Source organism: Devosia sp. Micro-HW1, from assembly GCF_056341075.1.
On record NZ_CP094375.1, the window covers coordinates 1,017,285 to 1,035,151 of the forward strand.

The window sequence follows — 17,867 nt, forward strand, 5'->3', positions numbered from 1 at the left end:
ACACAGCTTTTCCCCAATCATGACCTACTTGCACCGGAGAGTCGGTCCGTGAGCACCGATGCGGCACCCGGAGAGACCATGCGTTCGGCCAGGCAAATTGCAATTCTGTTCAGCGTCCTGGCCGCTTTTGCCACTGTCCTGCCTATGGGCAGCGTGCTTGCACAGCAAAGCACAGAAATTCCGCCCCTTCCTCGTCCGCGCCCCGATCGCGACGCCGCGACTACCCAGTCGCCAACCGCCGAACCTAACGCCGCCACCGATGCGATTTCGGCCGTCACCGACATACCCCAGCCCGTCACGCTCACGGCGAAGATCACCCAGGAAGGCGCCACCATTCCCGAAGGCGTGGTCTGGCGCGTTTTCGACGAGACCCCGGACGCAAACGGAGAGATGGCGCTCGTCGCCAAGTCGGATTCCGGCTCCGCTGCCCTGGAACTACCGCCCGGGAATTATGTTCTGCATGTCGCCTATGGACGGGCCCAGATCAGCGAACCGCTCAATGTCGTCGCCGGAACCAACACCCATGAGGTGGTGCTCGATGCGGGCGCGCTGCGGCTCAATTCCGCGGTAACCGGCGACATCCCGATCTCGCCAGCCCAGCTCCATTTCGACATTTATACGGCAGGTGCGGAAAACAGTCGCGAGCTGGTCGCCGACAATCTGCCGCCCAACGAAATCGTCACGCTCAATGCCGGCACCTATCACATCGTCTCACGCTTCGGCGCCATCAACGCCATCGTGCGCGCCGACTTGCGCGTCGAACCCGGGCAATTGACCGACGCCACGCTCTATCATCACGCCTCCGAAGTCTCCTTCAAGCTGGTCTCGGAGGAAGCCGGCGAGGCGATTGCCGACGTGGAGTGGACGGTCAAGACCAGTGATGGCACGACGGTCTTTACCGAGCGCAGCGCCTTTCCATCCACGGTATTGTCCGAAGGCGAGTACCTGGTTCTCGCCAAGCTGGGTGACCAGGTCTACAACCGCGAAATCCAGATCCAGCCCGGTAGTCCCCGCGAAATCGAAGTCCTGACAACGGTCTATTGATCCCCGCGCAGAAGAGCCGACCTGGCCAACTTGTCCCCGCCTGCATGCCTGGCGTTACCTTGGTCGCATCGACCACTTGGGGACACATAAATGCCAGATCGTTTTTCCGACTTTGCCGGCGGCCTTGAATCGCCGGCGACTGACGGCTTCGCCGTCACCCCCAGCGACGGAGCCGACGTGCCAAGCATTACGCGTGCCGTCTATATCGGCGGCGGCGGAAGCATTGCCGTTGTCCTCGCATCGGGCGCTGAACTTACATTTGCGGGCCTGGCCAGCGGCACTCTGCTGCCAGTGAGGCTGCGCCGCGTGAAGGCCACGGGCACGACCGCAACCGCCATCCTCGGCCTCCTCTGATGCTGAGCCTGTCCCTTGAACTCACGAGGTCGGGCGCCGCCGCCCCTCTGGAACCAGAGGCCCTCGCCTATTTTGCCCGCATGAGCGCGCAACCCGACGCGTTGCGCAAACGACAGATCAGCAACCTCATCGCCGCCCTGAAGCAGGGCGGCGTCTGGGCGCGCCTTGATGCTTTCTGGCTGATGGCCGCGCATGACGCGGATGCCGCGCGCCTCAACATTGTCGACGATCGCTATAATCTGGTCCTTGTCGGCTCACCAGTGTTCATCGCTGATCGGGGCTACATTGGTGACGGCTTTGCCAGCTACCTCCGGACCGGCTTCAATCCTGCTGCTGCCGTGGCGCCCAAATTCACGCAGAACAGCGCCGCCTTCGGCTTCTGGTCGCTCACCGAGCTGGACGATGCATCCCAGGAAATGGGCAATGCCAACAACGTAATCGTGCCCCGTAACGGTAATCAGGCCCTCTACCGCCTCAACAATGGCGGCAGTGCTTCCAGCACCGCGCCAGGAGCCTCCCTCACCTCGCTGGGGCTTTTCACCTGCCTTCGCAACAGCAGCACGGCTGAACGCCTTCGCCTCAATTCCAGCCAGCTTGCCATCGACAGCAGCAAAGCCTCGCAGTCCATTGCCAATTCCGAGTTCACCCTCCTGGCCCGCAACACAGCCTCCGGCGCCGTCTCGGTCACCGGCGGCAAGCGGCGCCTGGCCTTGGCATTCATCGGCAGCGATCTGTCGGACAGCGAGGCAGGAGTTCTATACGAGGTCGCGAGCAACTACCTGACCATATTGGGCGCCCACTAGGTGTCGTTTCCAAGTAGGTTGTTCAGTCTTTGGAACGGAGTTTTTCCGCCGATGGCGGAGTGAGGTCTGTTCAGATTGTAGTCGTCGGTCCAAGGGCCGATGGCCTGTTTGCGATGTTCTGAGGTCTCGTATGGCTGTGCATAGGCCCACTCCCTCAGAGAAGTCTGGATGAAGCGCTCGGCCTTGCCATTGGTTTGGGGACGGTAGGGTCGGGTGCGGATATGGCGGATGCCGGCAGCCTGGATGGCGTTGGCAAAGAGCTTTGAGCTATAGGCCGAGCCATTGTCGGTCATGATGCGCTCGACGGTCACGCCGAGCCGCTCGAACCAGCGCACAGCCCGGTTGAGAAAGGCGGTGGCGTCCTCCTTGCCCAGGCTGGGCAGCACCTCGGTATAGGCCAGCCGGCTCGCATCATCGATTGCCACATGCAGATGTTCCCAGCCAATGCCTCGCCCCCTGTTGTGCTCGATCCGCGCGCCCGTGATGCGGTGCCCCGTGCGTTTGAAGCGTCCCAGGGTCTTGATATCAATATGCACCAACTCGCCGGGACGCTCGCGTTCGTAGCGGACGGCCACTGGCTTGGGGTCCAGCCGGTCCAGGCGGTTCAGTCCAAGCCGACGCAGAACCAGCCCCACCGTTGAGCGGGCCAGCCCCAGGGCCTGGGCGATCATTGGACCGGTTTGACGCTGGTGGCGCAGCTGTGCGATCGCGGCAACATGCTCCTGAGCCAGGCGATGCGGACAATAACGGGGAGCCGAGCTGCGGTCACGCAACTGCCGGTCGCCAGAACGATACCGCGCCAGCCAGCGATGCGCCGTTCGAGACGACACACCGGCGGCCTCGGCGGCACGTTTGGCTGGCCAGCCTGCTTGCATACGGTTGACCAAAAGCACTCGACCTGAGGGCGTCAGGCGCGCATTCTTGTGCACGTTCATTCGGGGAGCTCCGAGACAGATGGATTGGTTTCGCAACCCCAGCTTCTCAGTCCTTCTCCGAATGAACAACCTTCATAGCTTCGACAACTAGGCGCCCAAACTCCCTCAGCGCGACCTGTTGCCTAAGGCCCGATCGAGAGCCTCGATTAACGCGGCCTTGGCCGACGCATCCGAGAACACTTCCATCGCATGCCGTCGAGCCAGGGCCTCCATCCGCAAACGAGATTCATTGTTCGAGACAATGCCCGCGACCTTTGTGACCAGCTCCTGAGCGCTGGAAAAGAGTAGGATCTGTTTTCCGTCCTCTGCCTCGACCCCGTCATTGCCGATTGAAGTGGTCACGACAACGCGCCCTGCGGTCATTCCGTCAACGACCTTGTTCTTGATGCCTGATCCCTGAAACAGCGGCACCAAAATGACCGCGGCAGCTTCCAGAAACGGCTGCAAGTCCTGCACATAGCCGTGAATGCGAACATTGTGCCCCGCGACGTCAGCAATGCCGCGTGGAACACCCGAACCAACGACATCGATCGTGAAGCCCAAGGGCAAGAGTGGCGAAACCTTCTCGACCAGGAAGCGCAAGCCGTCCAGGTTGGGCTGATACCCAAAATCACCCACAAACAGCAAACTGAACTGAGGGCCTATGCTCGCCCGCACCGAGCCTGGTGATACGTGGCTCTGTCCATTGTTCACATAGACCAGTTTCGAGCCTTGTAGATGGGCCGCCCGGTCTTTTGTCGATAGCAGAATCACGCAATCGGATCGGCGTGAACAAAAACCTTCCCAAAGCACATATGCAATATATCGCGCCACCTGCCTGAACAGACCAGGCGTTGAATTCAAGACCTGAAATACCTGCCGGGATAATCGGTCCTGCATGTCGAAAACGATAGCGGTCCCCGGGTCGCCCCGTTTTACCGAGGCGACAAATGGAGCCAGCATCATCGAGCTGACTATCACATGGGAATAGTCCCCCGACGCCAGGGCAGTGATGATCTTCTGCTCGGTTTCGGCGGAAAAGTAGGGGCGCATGAACGGCAGGAGCAGGTGCCGCCCATCGACGTTCTTTTTTGTCGAAGCCGGCACGACCAAGGTGTCAAATTCCGCATTCGAAGCCTCGATGAGGCCGGCAATGGCCAGTATTCGCCGGCTCAGGCCATTGGCCCTGCTGCCATCGATTTGCGGATGAATATAAAGTACGCGCCTCACCGCCGACGCCCTCATCCGTGACTGATGCCCTTGAGCACCGACAGGTTCAGCTGCGCCTTGTTGAGAACGCTTGGCAGTGCTTCGCGCACCTTGGCCCCGAGATACCGGCGATTGTGGACCAAGTCCGAAATCGCGGCCCTGAGCCGGCCGGGCTCCAGAGCCTCCCGAGGCGAAACCATGTGCGATTGGTCGAGCCCGAACTGTCGGAACAGCCCCTCGAATTTGCCCTGATAAGTAATGGTCGCGACCGGCGTTCCCATGCCCAACGCCGCTATCGCCAGATGCATGCGCGCCGCAAGGATACAGTCCAGATGGCCGGCAAGCTCCTTGACCTCCGCTGCAGTCAAACCAGCCGGCGCCATTTCAAAATCTTCAACAGCGTCCGATGCGAGCGCGGCAGCGAGGGGCTTCAGCAGAACCTGGTCGCCAACCTCGGGACGAACGTCGTGAGAGATGAGCAGCAATGCAATGTTCTTATCATGCACGGCCCCCTCAGCCTCTTCCTTGAAGGCACTCACGACTTCTGATGATCGACTTTTCAGGCCCCTGAAGAGCAGTGGGTGAACATTGAGACCGACTACCACCTTGCCGGCGGCGCGCATCTGACCGGTCCAGGCAATAACATCCGCAAGTGCGGGGGCGCCCTTTGTGGGATCCAGCAGGAAGGCCACGTCGGCCGTGAGCGCGGCCGCCCTCCCGGTAAAGGCCACAAACCGACCGAGTGAAACCTCATCCCTGATATTGACCGAGAGCTTGTCGGAAAGCGCATCGAGCACCGGCTTCATGCTCTGCGCATTTGGCGAGTTGAAGCTGAACCCAAGAATGGCCGTCCGGGCACCGACCCGTGCTGCAATATCTGCCGACAGCAGCATGCGCGCGCTGAATGCTGGTGAGTAATGCCCATCGAGAACATCCGCACCGATGACCAGGACAGCGTCGGGACGAAAATCATCCAGCGTTGACACGATATCGCGATACGAAAATGGCCGCTTCCAACACTGGAAAGGGACGGCGTCGAGCGAGATGGCCGCTGCGCTGCCCTGTGCGGATGCCGTGACAATTCCCACCTGAGCAGCGGGATTGACCGCACGAACTCTCTCGATCACGGCGCGCGTCATCGCCTCATCGCCCCTGGACCCCATCAGCGTCCACGGGTCGCAAGACATCAGTAGGACTCTCTCTGGACAGTCCGAGGGGTGATATGAGGTCAGGCCATCCACGGTTGTCCGCCATTGGGCAAGTTCGGTTGCCCTCATGAACAGCCGTGACCGTTCCAGCCGGGACACAATCGCCCTGCGCATTCCCGGCGGCAGGTGGCGACCAACCAGGCTTCTCAGCATCTGACTACTCGCCCGCCAGCCGGTCGCGCCTCGAAAGAATTTCGATCAAGGCACTGGTTGCATTGCGCAATCCCCTAAAGTCGAAAACGATGTGCAGGGCCGTCCAAACGGCAAAAAACGACAAACCGATAACGATTATGCCCGCAAGATCACCGATCCCGTCGCCCAACGCATGGTCTCTGACCATGGTGGCGACGAGCAGGGAAAAATACGAGATACAGAACGAGGGAACGATCGAAACGGACAGAGCCCTGAATGGGACCCTCAACTCCTTTGCCGCAAAAAAGAAGGACAAGGGGGTCGCAATAAGCTGACTCGCGACAAACACAATCACCATCTCCTCCACCGTTCCACGCGCCAACAGGAACAGCATCACCAGAGCTGATACCGTCTTTGCAATCCCCGTGATGAGAGTGAGTTCAGGGCGTCCTCGGGCCGACAGAAATGCCCCGTTCATGAATTGGACGCACTGAACCGATCCCAGGATGAGCAATGGCGCCGCAACATTTGCTACACCGTCCCAACTGGCCCCAAACAACAGGCTGCAAAGCTCAGGCGATACCGCAGCCAACCCGACAAACACTGGCGCAACGAGCCGGGACGACAACTTGATAGTCCTGACATAGACGTCTGACAGTCTCTCGCGGTCTGACGAAAGCCTGGAAAGAACCGTGAGGGACACGTCATAAAGTGCACCCTGCAGAAGCTGCAATACAGTCAGATAGAGCCGGGATGCCACGGTGTAGATCCCATAAGCAACGATCCCGAGTTGCATAACGATGATCAGATCGACCGCCCTTGTGCCGACAAAATCGACCAGCCTCTGGACCGCCACCGGGATTCCGAACCGGGACATTTGCCGAAAGGCGGCAATGTCGAGCTCAAGGGTCGGCAGCCACGAGGGCCGCGACCATAGCCACACCAGGCTGACCGTGGTCACCACATAGGCCTGCACCACAAAGCTCCAGACGCCTAGGCCAACCAGGGCGCAGGCTACCGCTGCCAGTCCCCCGGTCAGATTTGCCACGAGTGTCCGTGTAGCAAGCGAACGGAACTTCATGTTCCGCTTGAACACCGCTTCCTGAAACAACGTTGGCGCGGTCAACAGGGCGGTGCCGGCTATGGTGGCCACATACAATGGAAACCCCGGCACGCCCAGCCATGTGCCAATATCTCCGCAGAAGAGCACGACCATGGCCACCATGGCGATGGAGATTGCCGTTGCGGTGTAGAACGGCAAATTCAGCTCTGCCGGCGAGAGCCTTTGGCGCTGCATTATCGCGTCGCCAAATCCCAGCCCCGCAACGACCGGGATAAGCGAGAGCATCACCATGGCCGCGGCAGCAATCCCGAACTCGCTGGGCGACAAGATGCGCGCCAGCAGGATGGACAGAGCGAAGGTCAAAATCTTCCCGCCCCAGTTCTGGACGACCGACCAGGCGATACCGCGCGCTGCCGCCGTTCGGAGACTTTCGTCGGTCACGGTTTCGACCTCCCCCGGCTTGTCTTGAAGGGCCGCCCTGCCCTGGCGAACTGAGGTCGAAACGTCGTGCCGCTACACATGAACTTGCGCCGCCCTTGGGCGGCCCGCCTCGGAGAGTCCCGGCACGACAGCCGACCGGTTCCTTCTAAGTGACAATCCTGCAAAAAAGAAAAACATGGCCATCGAAGAATAGTTGTTAACAACGTTCTCCGAGATGAAATAAATACACAAGACCAGGAACAATGCCTTCTGCTCTCTTTGCTCGATCCCCGCATACACGCGAGCAACGAGAACAGAAAAGATCACGAACAGGATCAGCCCATACTCAAAGGCGACCTTCAAATAATCATTATGCGGAACATTGTGTAAGGTCGTCACATTTGGCGTCACACCACCACCGACCCCAAACAATAGATGCAATAGGTCACCTTGGCCCATGAGCCCCAGAATGTTCGACCAATGCAGGACTCGAAAATAGCCGGACAGGTCTGACGACTGGCTGCGTTCGTAGAGGCCCGCGAAAGACATCTGTGAGATGCCGTCCAGCCCGATCGTCGAAAGATCCGCAGCCATCATGGTCAGCACGGCAATCGGTCGATCGAGAAGACCGAGCAGGTAGCCGATGCCGAGCCCGACACCGAGGAGCGCCAGGGCGGCCAGAGAATGCGTCCGCGTTCTGACCAAGGAGGAGATACCGAGGCCGACCACCGTTGCCAGAAGGATCCCGATCTTCTGAAAGAGGAGAACGAGAAGAATGTGAGCCAGTATTGATCCGTGCCCGAAAATCGGCGCGACAGCGAACAAGATCGACATGTAATACAGGACGGCGGTATTCGTGTTTTGAAATATGGCAAAGGCATCGCCACCGGGATACACGCGGCTCCCGCCAAGAAATTCAACCAGGACAGGAAGAACCGCAAGAGCCAGAAGAAGTGCCCTCTCTCCTTTTCCGTACTCAAATTTCAAATTCGTTCCGGCCAGAAACAGAACGAAGATGGAGACGAATTTGAGCCAGTCGGCATAGTCCAGCGATGCAAAGTTAAGTGCGGAATGGATCGTTAATGCGAAAATCCATAGCGCAATGAACATCGCGCCGCGCAAGTCTGTCCGATGATGCATCAGCAAAGCGCCCGAAAGCACCAGCACGATCGACGCTGCAGAGAGATCCTGCAGGGTTGAGAACAACTCGACAGCTGTGATGTTGTACAACGTGGCCAGGAAAACGTTGGCGAATATCGCGAGCAGAACCAGCCACGCATAGGGCGAGGTCGACTCTGGCGCCGAGCCCATCGATATGCGTCCGCTTCGTGGAAGGGAGTCGATGCTCATCGCACCCCCAGTTCCGCATAGAGTTCGGTCATCGCGTCGAAGTAGACTTCGGCGCTGAAACGACGCCGCACTATATCGCGGGTGGCCTCACCCATGGCCGCCAATTCGCCATTCGCGCGCTCCCAGACCAACGTCAACTTCCTGGCCAGGTCGTCGACATCGCCCGGGGTGAAGGTCCAGCCCGTTACGCCCTCATCGATCAGCTCGGGAATGCCGCCGATACGCGCGCCAATGAGCGGTTTGCCGCGGCCGAAGGCCTCGATCGCGCTCATGGGCCCGTTCTCGTACCACTCGGAAGGGAGCACGACGGCACGGGCGCCATCGACCAGGGCCCAGAGCGCCTTTCCTGACTTGAAGCCGAGGAAGTCCACCGGCGCCTGCAGCTCCGCTGCCAGCGCCCTTAGAGCGCCCTCCTCCGGCCCTGAACCGGCCAGCAAGGTCCGAATACCTGACCTGGCAACAGCCCGCACCAGCGTGCCGAGGCCCTTTTCCGGAACGAGACGCCCGAAATAAAGCAGATACTGACCCGGGTCGGGGACCCGGTCCGGGATATGACCGACGAAGTTGGGAATGTAGGCAATACTGGCGGGGTCCCAGCCCCACTCAATGAGCTTTTCGCGATAAAACCGGCTGGGCGCGACGATGCGATCGATACTACGGGCGTAAAGTCGCAAGGACTTGTGCACCGCTGACTCCACCGTGATCAGGGCACTGGCCGCAGCGCTTCCCTTGATGCATCTGTGCCGTGCAGCATTCCAGACCTTGCCGCCCTTGCACCGCTCGCAGACGCCGTCATGCGTCATCATCCTGTAGTTGGGGCAGGCAAGTTTCAGGTCATGCGCAGTCATCACCGTCGGAATGCCTCGACGCTTGGCCTCGACCAGCACAGAGGGCGAAAGGTGGTGATAGATGCAATGGTAGTGCGCCACATCCACCGGCCGGGAATCGAGGAGTTCCGCAAGACGCCGCTGGGCCTGCCGGGAATATACAATTCGCACCGATGAGGCCAAGGTCGACAGAACGCCCCGCCGCTCATCGAAATCGATGCGATCCGCAAAATATCCTTCGGTCTCGCAGGGCTCGTTGCTGGGATGATGCATCGAGAAGAACGTATTGGACCAACCAGCGCCTTCCATCAGGCGTGCATGGTTGAAATAGACCGCATCTGACCCACCGCGAATGTAGTGGTAGCTGTTTACAGATAGCAGATTTGGCAAGCCGCCCCCTCCCCCGGTTTGCGGACGTGGCGATCCATCATCTGACGAACCGCGCCAGAACGGCCTCATATTGCTGGTGGATGTCGTCGAGGGTGAAATTCTGCTCGTGGCGGCGCACTGCGGACTGCCTGGCCTCGTCCATAGGCAGGGCGCCGGCCTCGGCGCGCGTCAGCAGCTCCGACAACGCCACGTCATCGGAGAAATAAAACTGTCCATCGCCCGCCACCCAACGATTGAACTGGTTGTCATGCGCGATCACCGCATTCCCGGCGCCCAGGGCCTCGACCAGCGAAGGATTGGTGCCACCCACCTGATGGCCATGCAGATAAGCCAGCGCATGAAAGCGGAGTGCCGACACCACCGACTGGTCGTAGATTGCACCAGGAAACAGCACGCGATCCGACGCCGCAGCCCGGACCCGCTGATGATAGGAGTTCCCTTCATCCAACCTCCCGAGCACCACCAGGGTCGTATCGCGTGGTCGCGAGGAAAACGCGCGAACGATCTCGAGGATGGAGTTCTCGGGTTCGATCCGCGCGATGGAAATGAAGTAGCGCCAGGGCGCCAGGCCAAGAGCAGTGATCGCCCCGTCGCTGACCGCCCGAAGCCTGTGCGCGCCATATGGGATGATTTCAGATCGAAAGCAGCCATGGCGTCGCAAATGCCGTGCAATCTCGGGGTGATCGGCAATGGGGACCGTGGCAACATTCGCGCCGACGAGTTCATTCAGATAGAACCAGATCTTGATCGGCGGCGACCACTTCGCGCGGCGCCATTCGACCCCGTCCATGTTCATGATCACAGGCCTGCCCCGCAGGCGCAGAGCCAGGCTGAAGACTGCAGTGTTGTAGCCGAGGACCAGGTTTACGCCAGGGCGCTCCATGGCATCCTTGATGGAGCGCCAGTCGAACTCGATTGAGCCCGCCGAACCCTTGGATCTTGTACCCAGACGAATGCGGCGGATGCCGTTCCAGTCGTCCTCGCTGTCGGCAGGCGAAATGCCCTCGGAGTCGGGCTCAAGCTGGCAATAGACATTGACGGTCCAGCCGCGGTCACGCAGGTAGGGCGCCAGGTGGCCGGCAAAGGTCTCAAATCCACCATGCGCAGCGGGAATGCCGCGACATCCCAGGATGTTGACTGCCTTGGAAGCGCTGATCATCAGGCGCTCACCAGAATGGAGTTGAGATACCGTCCGTAAGTGCTCCCACGTAGCCTGGCAGCCAGGGAGTCGAGTTCATCAGCACCAATGTAGCCCATGCGGAAGGCCACTTCCTCGGGTGAGGCAATCTTGAAGCCCTGGCGTTTTTCCAGGGTTGCTACAAATTGCGCGGCGTCGAGCAGGCTGTCTGGCGTTCCGGTATCGAGCCAGGCATAGCCCCGCCCCATCAACTCCACGCTCAACCGCCCCTTTTCGAGATACGCCCGGTTTACATCCGTGATCTCGAGTTCGCCGCGCGCCGAGGGCTTCAGATCGGCAGCAATATCCACCACGTGCCGGTCATAGAAATATAGCCCGGTCACTGCCCAGTTCGAGCGCGGTTGATCAGGCTTTTCCGCGATGCTGATTGCTCGATGGGCGTGATCGAACTCGACCACGCCATAGCGCCCGGGATCAGTGACGTGATACGCGAAAACGCAGGCCCCGCCGAGTTGCGACACGCTGTGGCGCATGAGTTCGGGAAGACCGTTTCCGTAGAAGATATTGTCGCCCAGGATCAGGGCGCATGGCCCACCGGAGACAAAATCGGCTCCGATGATGAATGCCTCGGCAATGCCGTTGGGCTCGGGCTGGGTAGCGTAAGTCAGCGAGAGACCCCACTGCGACCCGTCCCCCAGCAGTCTCTTGAAGTTCTCGCTGTCCTCCGGCGTGGTGATGATCAGAACGTCACGAATGCCGGCCAGCATCAGCGTGGTGAGGGGGTAGTAGATCATCGGCTTGTCGTAGACGGGCATCAGCTGCTTCGAGATCCCCCTGGTGATCGGATAGAGCCGCGTGCCACTCCCGCCCGCAAGTATGATGCCCTTCAAGATGACCTCTCCATCGGTGGTGCGGATCGGGATGCCAGTAGCCGCCCGAGCGTAGCTTCGGTGGACGATTGCCATTTCGGCATCGTCACACCGTGAACCTGGGCCAGCCGGATCGACGACAGGCGCGAATTTGCGGGCCTCCGCGCCGGGGTCGGATAGTCCGAGGCAGGAATGGATAGGACGGATGCCGACGGCCCGCCACGCTCTGCCGACAGGGCGAAAATGCCCCTGGCGAAGTCGGCCCAGCTGGTCTCGCCCGTACCAGCCATATGGAAAATACCGCGCAGCGTATCGTCACCGGCTCGGCTCAACAGGTTCCTGGTCACGGCGATCACTGCATCGGCAATATCGAGGGCAGAAGTAGGATTGCCCACCTGGTCGGCGACCACGCGCAGTTCCGCACGGTCGGCGGCGAGGCGCAGCATGGTCTTGAGAAAATTGTTGCCGAAGGGCGAATAGATCCAGGCCGTGCGCAGGATGGCATGGTTGGCATGCGCCGCGGCAACGGCACGCTCACCTGCCAGCTTGCTCTGTCCATAGACGCCGAGTGGGCGGGGCGCGTCGCCTTCGACATAGGCCGAGGCCTTGCTGCCATCGAAGACATAGTCGGTCGAAATGTGGACGATCGGAATGTTCAGTCGCGCAGCCGCGGCGGCTACTCGCCCTGCTCCGCGGCCATTGACCGCCATCGCCAGATCCGGCTCGGACTCGGCCTTGTCGACCGCCGTATAGGCGGCCGCCGAAACCACGGCATCGGGCGCCACCGCCGCAAAGACCGCCTCGAGAGGGCCATCTTCGCCAAGGTCAAGTTCCGGTCTACCCAGGCTCACCACCTCGACCCCCGCCGCCGACCCTCGTTCCACCAGCGCGGTGAGCACCTGGCCTGATCTTCCGGTGACGGCGATCCGCATCAGACCGCCGCCTCGGCCATTCTGTGCAGGCCAGGCGCCTTGTCGGCATGATGCCGGCCTGGCGGGTCCCACCACCAGTCGTTCTGCAGGTACCAGTCGATGGTTTTCTCGATTCCGGTGTCGAACGTTTCCAGCGCGCGCCAGCCCAGTTCGCTTTCGAGCTTGCTGGCATCAATCGCGTAGCGCGCATCATGGCCTGGCCGATCGCTGACGAAGTGGATCAGATCCTTGTATCTGCCGGCCCTGGGCCTGCGCTGCTCAAGCCCTGCACAGATGCGGCGAACCACGTCTATATTGCGCCGCTCATTGCGGCCGCCGATATTGTAGCTCGCCCCCGCTCGCCCCCGCTCCACAATGGCATCGAGGGCCCGGGCGTGATCCTCGACATAAATCCAGTCGCGGACATTCTGTCCCCGGCCATAGACCGGCAGGGGCTTGCCCTCCAGCGCATTGAGAATGGTCAGTGGGATAAGCTTCTCAGGAAACTGACACGGCCCGTAATTATTCGAGCAATGGGACACCACTACCGGCAGGCCGTGGGTGCGATGCCAGGCCTTCGCCAGATGGTCAGACGCCGCCTTTGTGGCTGAATAGGGCGAGCTGGGGTCATAGGGTGTAGCCTCGGTGAACAGCCCCTTGTCCCCCAGCGAGCCATAGACCTCATCGGTCGACACATGCAGAAACCTGAACCGTCGCCTTGCCGCCCCATCAAGGCCGGCGTAGTGGACGCGGGCCGCTTCGAGCAGCCCAAGTGTACCCAGCACATTGGTGCCCACAAAATCTGCTGCGCTGGTTATGGAGCGGTCAACATGGCTTTCCGCTGCCAGGTGCATGACGCGGTCAGGCCGAAAGCTCGCAAAGGCTTCATTCATGGCCCGCGTGTCGCATATATCCGCCTTGAAGAACCTGTGGTTTGGGCGGCCGTCGACGGTTTTGAGCGATGCCAGGTTCCCGGCATAGGTGAGCTTGTCCACAGTCAGGACGTCATAACCCTTATCCAGCACGAGATAACGCACGACAGCCGAGCCGATGAAACCTGCGCCACCGGTGACGAGGACACGCATCTCAGTGCCCCTCATATTCGAAATGGTGCGGCAGATCGGCCAGACGCGGCTGACCGGTGTCTCTGGTCGAAAGCTGACCAGGGTCCGCGATTGCAGGCCAGTCAACGCCGATAGCAGGATCGTTCCACAACACGCCCTTGTCGCAAGCGGGGTCGTAGAATGCCGTGGTCTTGTAGACCACGAGACAGTTGGCTTCGAGTGTACAGAACCCGTGCAGGAAGCCCCGCGGCACCCAAAGCTGGTTGCCCTTCTCGGCCGTCAGCGTGACGCCAACCCACTTCCCGAAGCTGGGTGACCCAACCCGGATATCGACTGCGACGTCGAAGACGGCTCCGGCCACACAACGCACCAGCTTGCCTTGCGCGGCCGGATCGGACTGGAAATGAAGCCCCCGAACCACGCCGGCCGCCCGGCTGAGAGACTGGTTCTCCTGGACGAAGGTCTGCGGCCCCACGTTTGTGCGGAACCAGTCGTCCCTGAATGTCTCCGAGAAGTAGCCACGGTGATCGCCATGACGGCTGGGAATGATCTCAAGAACGTCGTGAATCTCGGTTCGATTCAGGTTCATCGTCTCACTCAGTGGAACGGCGCCTCGGATGACTTTTCAGCTTCCAGTGTCGCAGCACGAACCCTCTGCGCTGCCCACTAATCTACACACTCCGACGCAGAGTGGAATACGGCTGTGATTGCCTGGTGGACTCGCGGTCGCGACCAGCTGGAACACGAGGAAAATCAGCGTTTTCCGCTCACTCTGGCGCGGAATACTGACCGTCGAAGTACCGGATGGTCATGCCTCGGGCGACTATTCCCCCGACCGGCCCCAATTGCGCAAACTGAGGCCGCCCTATACTTCTTCCACTTGAATGGACCTGGGCACCGCCCCAGATTTCCTCAATGGAACGGGAGAAAACCATGATGTTCAGCAAGATTGATCGTCGGCGTCTGTCGGCGTTCGCGGCCCTCTGCCTTGTCAGCGTAGCCTTGCCGGCAACGGCGGTGGTCGCCAAGGAAAAGACCAAGCCCGCCGCCACTGCCACCGCAACGGCAGACGAAACGACCTTCGATTATGCCGTCTCGATCCCCACAATTGACGCGGTCGACTCCAGTCTCTCCAACGACGTCTTGACTGAAATCCTCAGCGGCAACATTGCCGACCACGCAGATGACCTGGCCGGGCTCGACGCCACCAGCATTTCCGTCCCCGAAATCACTGTCAGCGTGACCTCGCAATCCGCGGACGGTACCGAGGACGCCACCATCACCTTTACCGATCTCGTGCTTGAGGATGTTACCGACGGCAAGGCCGCCGGCATGAGCCTTGGCGGCATCAGCCTCGACGCAGCCGATGCGTCCTTCGCCTTCGGCACCATGTCTGCCGCCAATCTCGATATCGGCGGTATTCTGGGCATTTATGGCCTTGTCGACAGCGACCAGACCGAACTTGAAGTCATCTATACCGACCTAGTCTCCGAGGGCGGCACCATGGAGTCCGAAGAAGTCTCCTGCACGATTGGCGGGGTGACCGGCGCCGAGTTCAAGGCGCGTCCCCTCAAGACCTCCTTTGGCGAGATGATGGCCATCGCCGAAGCCATGGAAGATGATCCCGACACCGTCGATCCGGTGGTCATGGGCCGTTTCCTCAAGATGTATGCCGACTTCCTGACGGCCTTCGAAACCTCCGATGTCAGCTTTGACGGCTTTGCCTGCGACGGCACAGACGAAGACGGCCGCGCCATGACCTTTACTGTCGAGGCCATGACCATGGGCGGCATGTCCCCTGGCGTCTACCCGGCGATCACGATGGACGGCTTCAATGTCGAGGTCGAAGACGACGGCTCTGTCACGCTTGAAAACCTCACCATCAAGCCGATGGACCTCACCTCGACCATTGCCACGCTTGAAGCGGCGCCGGAGGAGGTGGACGAGGCTTGGCTCGAAGCCAATGCCCGCGCCCTGATCCCCGGCATGGAAGGCGTTTCGCTCACCGGCCTGGCCATCGACATTCCCGATCCGGACGCGCCCGATACGCGCATCGTCGCCAATGTCGGCGCCTTCGATCTGACGCTGGCGAACTACGTCAACGGCATCCCGGCTGACTTCGACATCTCGGCCAGCAATATCCAGGCCGAAATTCCCGTCGACAGCGGTGACGAGACCTTTGACCAGCTCCGCGCCCTGGGCATCACCGACATCGATGCGGGCTTCCGCATTGCTGCTTCATGGGACGAAGCGACCAATTCCATCGCTGTTGAGGAAGTATCGCTCTCGGGCGTCGATCTCGCCACCGTCCTCATCGCGGGCACGATCACCAATGCCACCGAAGATCTCTTCGCCCTCGATCCCGACACCGCCATTGCCGCCGGCATGGGCGTGGCCGTCAAGAACCTGGACCTGACGGTCACCGATGCCGGCCTGTCCGACATCATCCTGGCTGTCGCGGCCGCCGATCAGGGCGCAGATCCAGCCACCCTTCGGCCGGTCTTTGCGGGTCTCGCCCAGGGCACCGTCATCAGCATGATGGCGGGCGCGGCCGATGCCGCCAAACTTGGCGAAGCGATCAACGCCTTCGTCTCCGGCAAGGCCAAGACCCTGGCCATCGGCATTGAGGCCAAGACAGATCCGGGCCTCGGGATGGTCGATTTCATCGAGGCCGAGCAGGACCCGACGACCTTGATCGGCAAGGTCAATATCAGTGCAGAAGCCAAATAGGCGATGAATGGAGGGCCGCCAATCGGGCGGCCCTTTTCTATGCGGCCGTTTCTCGTGCCGCGACCTTCAGCCCCCAGTCGAGCAATTCGCGCGCCCTGTCGGGTGAACTTGCCTCCACATAGCAACGCAACTCTGGCGCGTTGCCCGACGCGCGGAAATGCACCATGTCGCCCGCGCCGGTCCAGAACTGCAATCCGTCGATTTCGGCACGCCGCGAAATGCCATGTCTGCCAAAGGTCTCCCTGGCATAAAGTTCATCATCCCGAAGCCGGCCCAGGAAGGCCGCGCTGCGCTCGACGGGCACATCTTGCATCCGGCCGGCCACGGCGTGCTGTAGCGGCAGGCTGGCCACCAGCTCGGACAGCGATCCTCCAGATGCCGCGGCGGCCCCAAGCGCGCACAGGATCGGCAGAATAGCGTCACGCGTCACCAAGGGCGCAAGCGCGCGCCCCTTCGCGCGGACGTTGCGGCCCACAAACGTCCCCCCATTGGCCTCAAAGCCAATCGCCGCTCCACCGGCCGCCTCCATGGCCGCCACCACATGGGGCGAGCCGACCCGTGTCCTCACCACCTTGTCAAAGAGGCCAAGACCCTCGATCGCCGAGTTTGACGTCACTGGCGTCACCAGCGTGTCGGCGTCGAAGTAACGCGCCGTCAGCAGCCCAAGCACATCCCCACGGACAAATTGCCCTTTGTCGTCCACCACGAAGGGGCGATCTCCATCCCCATCGGCGGACACGATGGTATTGAGCCCATGGTCACCGATCCAGCCCGGTAGGGGCGCGAAGACCGCATCACCGAAGGCTTCTGTATCGACAGGCACAAATCCCTCGATCCGCCCCAGGCTGACCGTTTCGGCGCCATGGCGGCAAAGCACCTCGCCGAGCAGGTCCCGCGAAACCGTGGAATGCTCGAACACCCCTACCCGCCAGCCCTTCAAGGCCTTGGGCTCCAGCACATCCACAAATCGCGCCAGATAGCGCTCGCGAGCTGCGGCCGCCCCGTCGAGCAGCGCGACGGGTCGATCTTCGATCAGCGCGCTGTCGAGAGCCGCGAGAATGCCCTCCTCGTCCGCCTTGCTGATTTCCCCCGCGGGCGAATAGAACTTCAACCCGTTGCGATCAACGGGGATGTGGCTCCCCGTCACCATGATGGCAGCGGCTCCGGCCGCAATGGCATGCAGCGCCAGTGCCGGGGTCGGCAGGGCACCACAATCGACCGGCTGAAGCCCCGCCGCTGTGATGGCAATGGCGCAGTCGTTCAGGATGGCCAGGCTCGAAGGGCGAAAGTCCCGTGCCAGGAAAACCTGCTCTGGCGCGCCCGGGCCAGCCTCAAGATGCCGAATGAAGGCCGCCACATACTGTCGGGCCGCCTGCCCTTCCAGCGCGATGGCCAGTCCGCGCAGGCCGCTCGTTCCGAACGTGAGGCTTGCTGCGGCCAT

At 61.0% G+C, this 17,867-nt stretch carries 16 protein-coding genes; 4 read left to right on the forward strand and 12 right to left on the reverse strand.

Annotated elements, in window-relative coordinates; translation table 11 throughout:
- The first annotated feature begins 48 nt into the window (after positions 1-48).
- The 3 genes from MQW79_RS04590 (at position 49) to MQW79_RS04600 (ending at position 2,201) form a co-directional block, all read left to right on the forward strand.
- Entirely contained in the window at positions 49-1,044 is a 996-nt protein-coding gene (locus MQW79_RS04590; protein WP_476587099.1) for a hypothetical protein, read from the forward strand.
- A gap of 90 nt (positions 1,045-1,134) precedes the next feature.
- Positions 1,135-1,398 (forward strand): spike base protein, RCAP_Rcc01079 family, encoded by a 264-nt coding sequence (locus MQW79_RS04595; RefSeq protein WP_476587101.1) that lies wholly within the window; start codon positions 1,135-1,137, stop codon positions 1,396-1,398.
- Positions 1,398-2,201: a hypothetical protein gene (locus MQW79_RS04600; RefSeq protein WP_476587102.1), complete on the forward strand. Its 804-nt coding sequence runs from the start codon at positions 1,398-1,400 to the stop codon at positions 2,199-2,201. The genes MQW79_RS04595 and MQW79_RS04600 overlap by 1 nt, the downstream gene beginning before the upstream one ends.
- On the opposite strand, the gene MQW79_RS04605 is transcribed toward MQW79_RS04600, so the two are convergent.
- From MQW79_RS04605 to rfbC, 11 genes are all read right to left on the reverse strand, one after another.
- Positions 2,198-3,136 carry an IS481 family transposase gene (locus tag MQW79_RS04605; RefSeq protein WP_476584485.1) on the reverse strand — a complete coding sequence of 313 codons (939 nt, stop codon included), beginning with the start codon at positions 3,134-3,136 and terminating at the stop codon, positions 2,198-2,200. The two genes, MQW79_RS04600 and MQW79_RS04605, sit on opposite strands and share 4 nt — an antisense overlap.
- 105 nt (positions 3,137-3,241) lie before the next feature.
- Positions 3,242-4,345 carry a glycosyltransferase gene (locus MQW79_RS04610; protein ID WP_476587103.1) on the reverse strand — a complete coding sequence of 368 codons (1,104 nt, stop codon included), beginning with the start codon at positions 4,343-4,345 and terminating at the stop codon, positions 3,242-3,244.
- An 11-nt stretch (positions 4,346-4,356) separates the two neighbouring features.
- Positions 4,357-5,463 (reverse strand): polysaccharide pyruvyl transferase family protein, encoded by a 1,107-nt coding sequence (locus tag MQW79_RS04615; RefSeq protein ID WP_476587105.1) that lies wholly within the window; start codon positions 5,461-5,463, stop codon positions 4,357-4,359.
- 226 nt (positions 5,464-5,689) lie between these two features.
- Positions 5,690-7,168: a lipopolysaccharide biosynthesis protein gene (locus MQW79_RS04620; protein ID WP_476587106.1), complete on the reverse strand. Its 1,479-nt coding sequence runs from the start codon at positions 7,166-7,168 to the stop codon at positions 5,690-5,692.
- A 72-nt stretch (positions 7,169-7,240) separates the two neighbouring features.
- Entirely contained in the window at positions 7,241-8,497 is a 1,257-nt protein-coding gene (locus tag MQW79_RS04625; RefSeq protein WP_476587107.1) for a hypothetical protein, read from the reverse strand.
- Positions 8,494-9,714: a glycosyltransferase gene (locus MQW79_RS04630; RefSeq protein WP_476587109.1), complete on the reverse strand. Its 1,221-nt coding sequence runs from the start codon at positions 9,712-9,714 to the stop codon at positions 8,494-8,496. Before MQW79_RS04630 ends, MQW79_RS04625 begins: the two co-directional genes overlap by 4 nt.
- Positions 9,715-9,751: 37 nt before the next feature.
- Positions 9,752-10,873, reverse strand: coding sequence for a DUF1972 domain-containing protein (locus tag MQW79_RS04635; protein ID WP_476587110.1), 1,122 nt, complete (start codon positions 10,871-10,873; stop codon positions 9,752-9,754).
- Entirely contained in the window at positions 10,873-11,742 is an 870-nt protein-coding gene (rfbA, locus tag MQW79_RS04640; RefSeq protein WP_476587111.1) for a glucose-1-phosphate thymidylyltransferase RfbA, read from the reverse strand. Before rfbA ends, MQW79_RS04635 begins: the two co-directional genes overlap by 1 nt.
- On the reverse strand, positions 11,739-12,653 hold the full coding sequence (rfbD, locus tag MQW79_RS04645; RefSeq protein WP_476587113.1) for a dTDP-4-dehydrorhamnose reductase: 915 nt from the start codon (positions 12,651-12,653) through the stop codon (positions 11,739-11,741). Before rfbD ends, rfbA begins: the two co-directional genes overlap by 4 nt.
- A complete protein-coding gene (rfbB, locus tag MQW79_RS04650; protein WP_476587115.1) occupies positions 12,653-13,717 on the reverse strand; it encodes a dTDP-glucose 4,6-dehydratase in 1,065 nt (354 codons plus the stop codon). The genes rfbD and rfbB overlap by 1 nt, the downstream gene beginning before the upstream one ends.
- A 1-nt stretch (position 13,718) precedes the next feature.
- Positions 13,719-14,285, reverse strand: coding sequence for a dTDP-4-dehydrorhamnose 3,5-epimerase (gene rfbC, locus MQW79_RS04655; protein ID WP_476587116.1), 567 nt, complete (start codon positions 14,283-14,285; stop codon positions 13,719-13,721).
- A 344-nt stretch (positions 14,286-14,629) separates the two neighbouring features.
- Here rfbC and MQW79_RS04660 point away from each other — a divergent pair, with 344 nt between their 5' ends.
- Positions 14,630-16,426 carry a hypothetical protein gene (locus MQW79_RS04660; RefSeq protein WP_476587117.1) on the forward strand — a complete coding sequence of 599 codons (1,797 nt, stop codon included), beginning with the start codon at positions 14,630-14,632 and terminating at the stop codon, positions 16,424-16,426.
- A 37-nt stretch (positions 16,427-16,463) separates the two neighbouring features.
- On the opposite strand, the gene MQW79_RS04665 is transcribed toward MQW79_RS04660, so the two are convergent.
- Entirely contained in the window at positions 16,464-17,867 is a 1,404-nt protein-coding gene (locus MQW79_RS04665) for a phosphohexomutase domain-containing protein (protein WP_476587118.1), read from the reverse strand.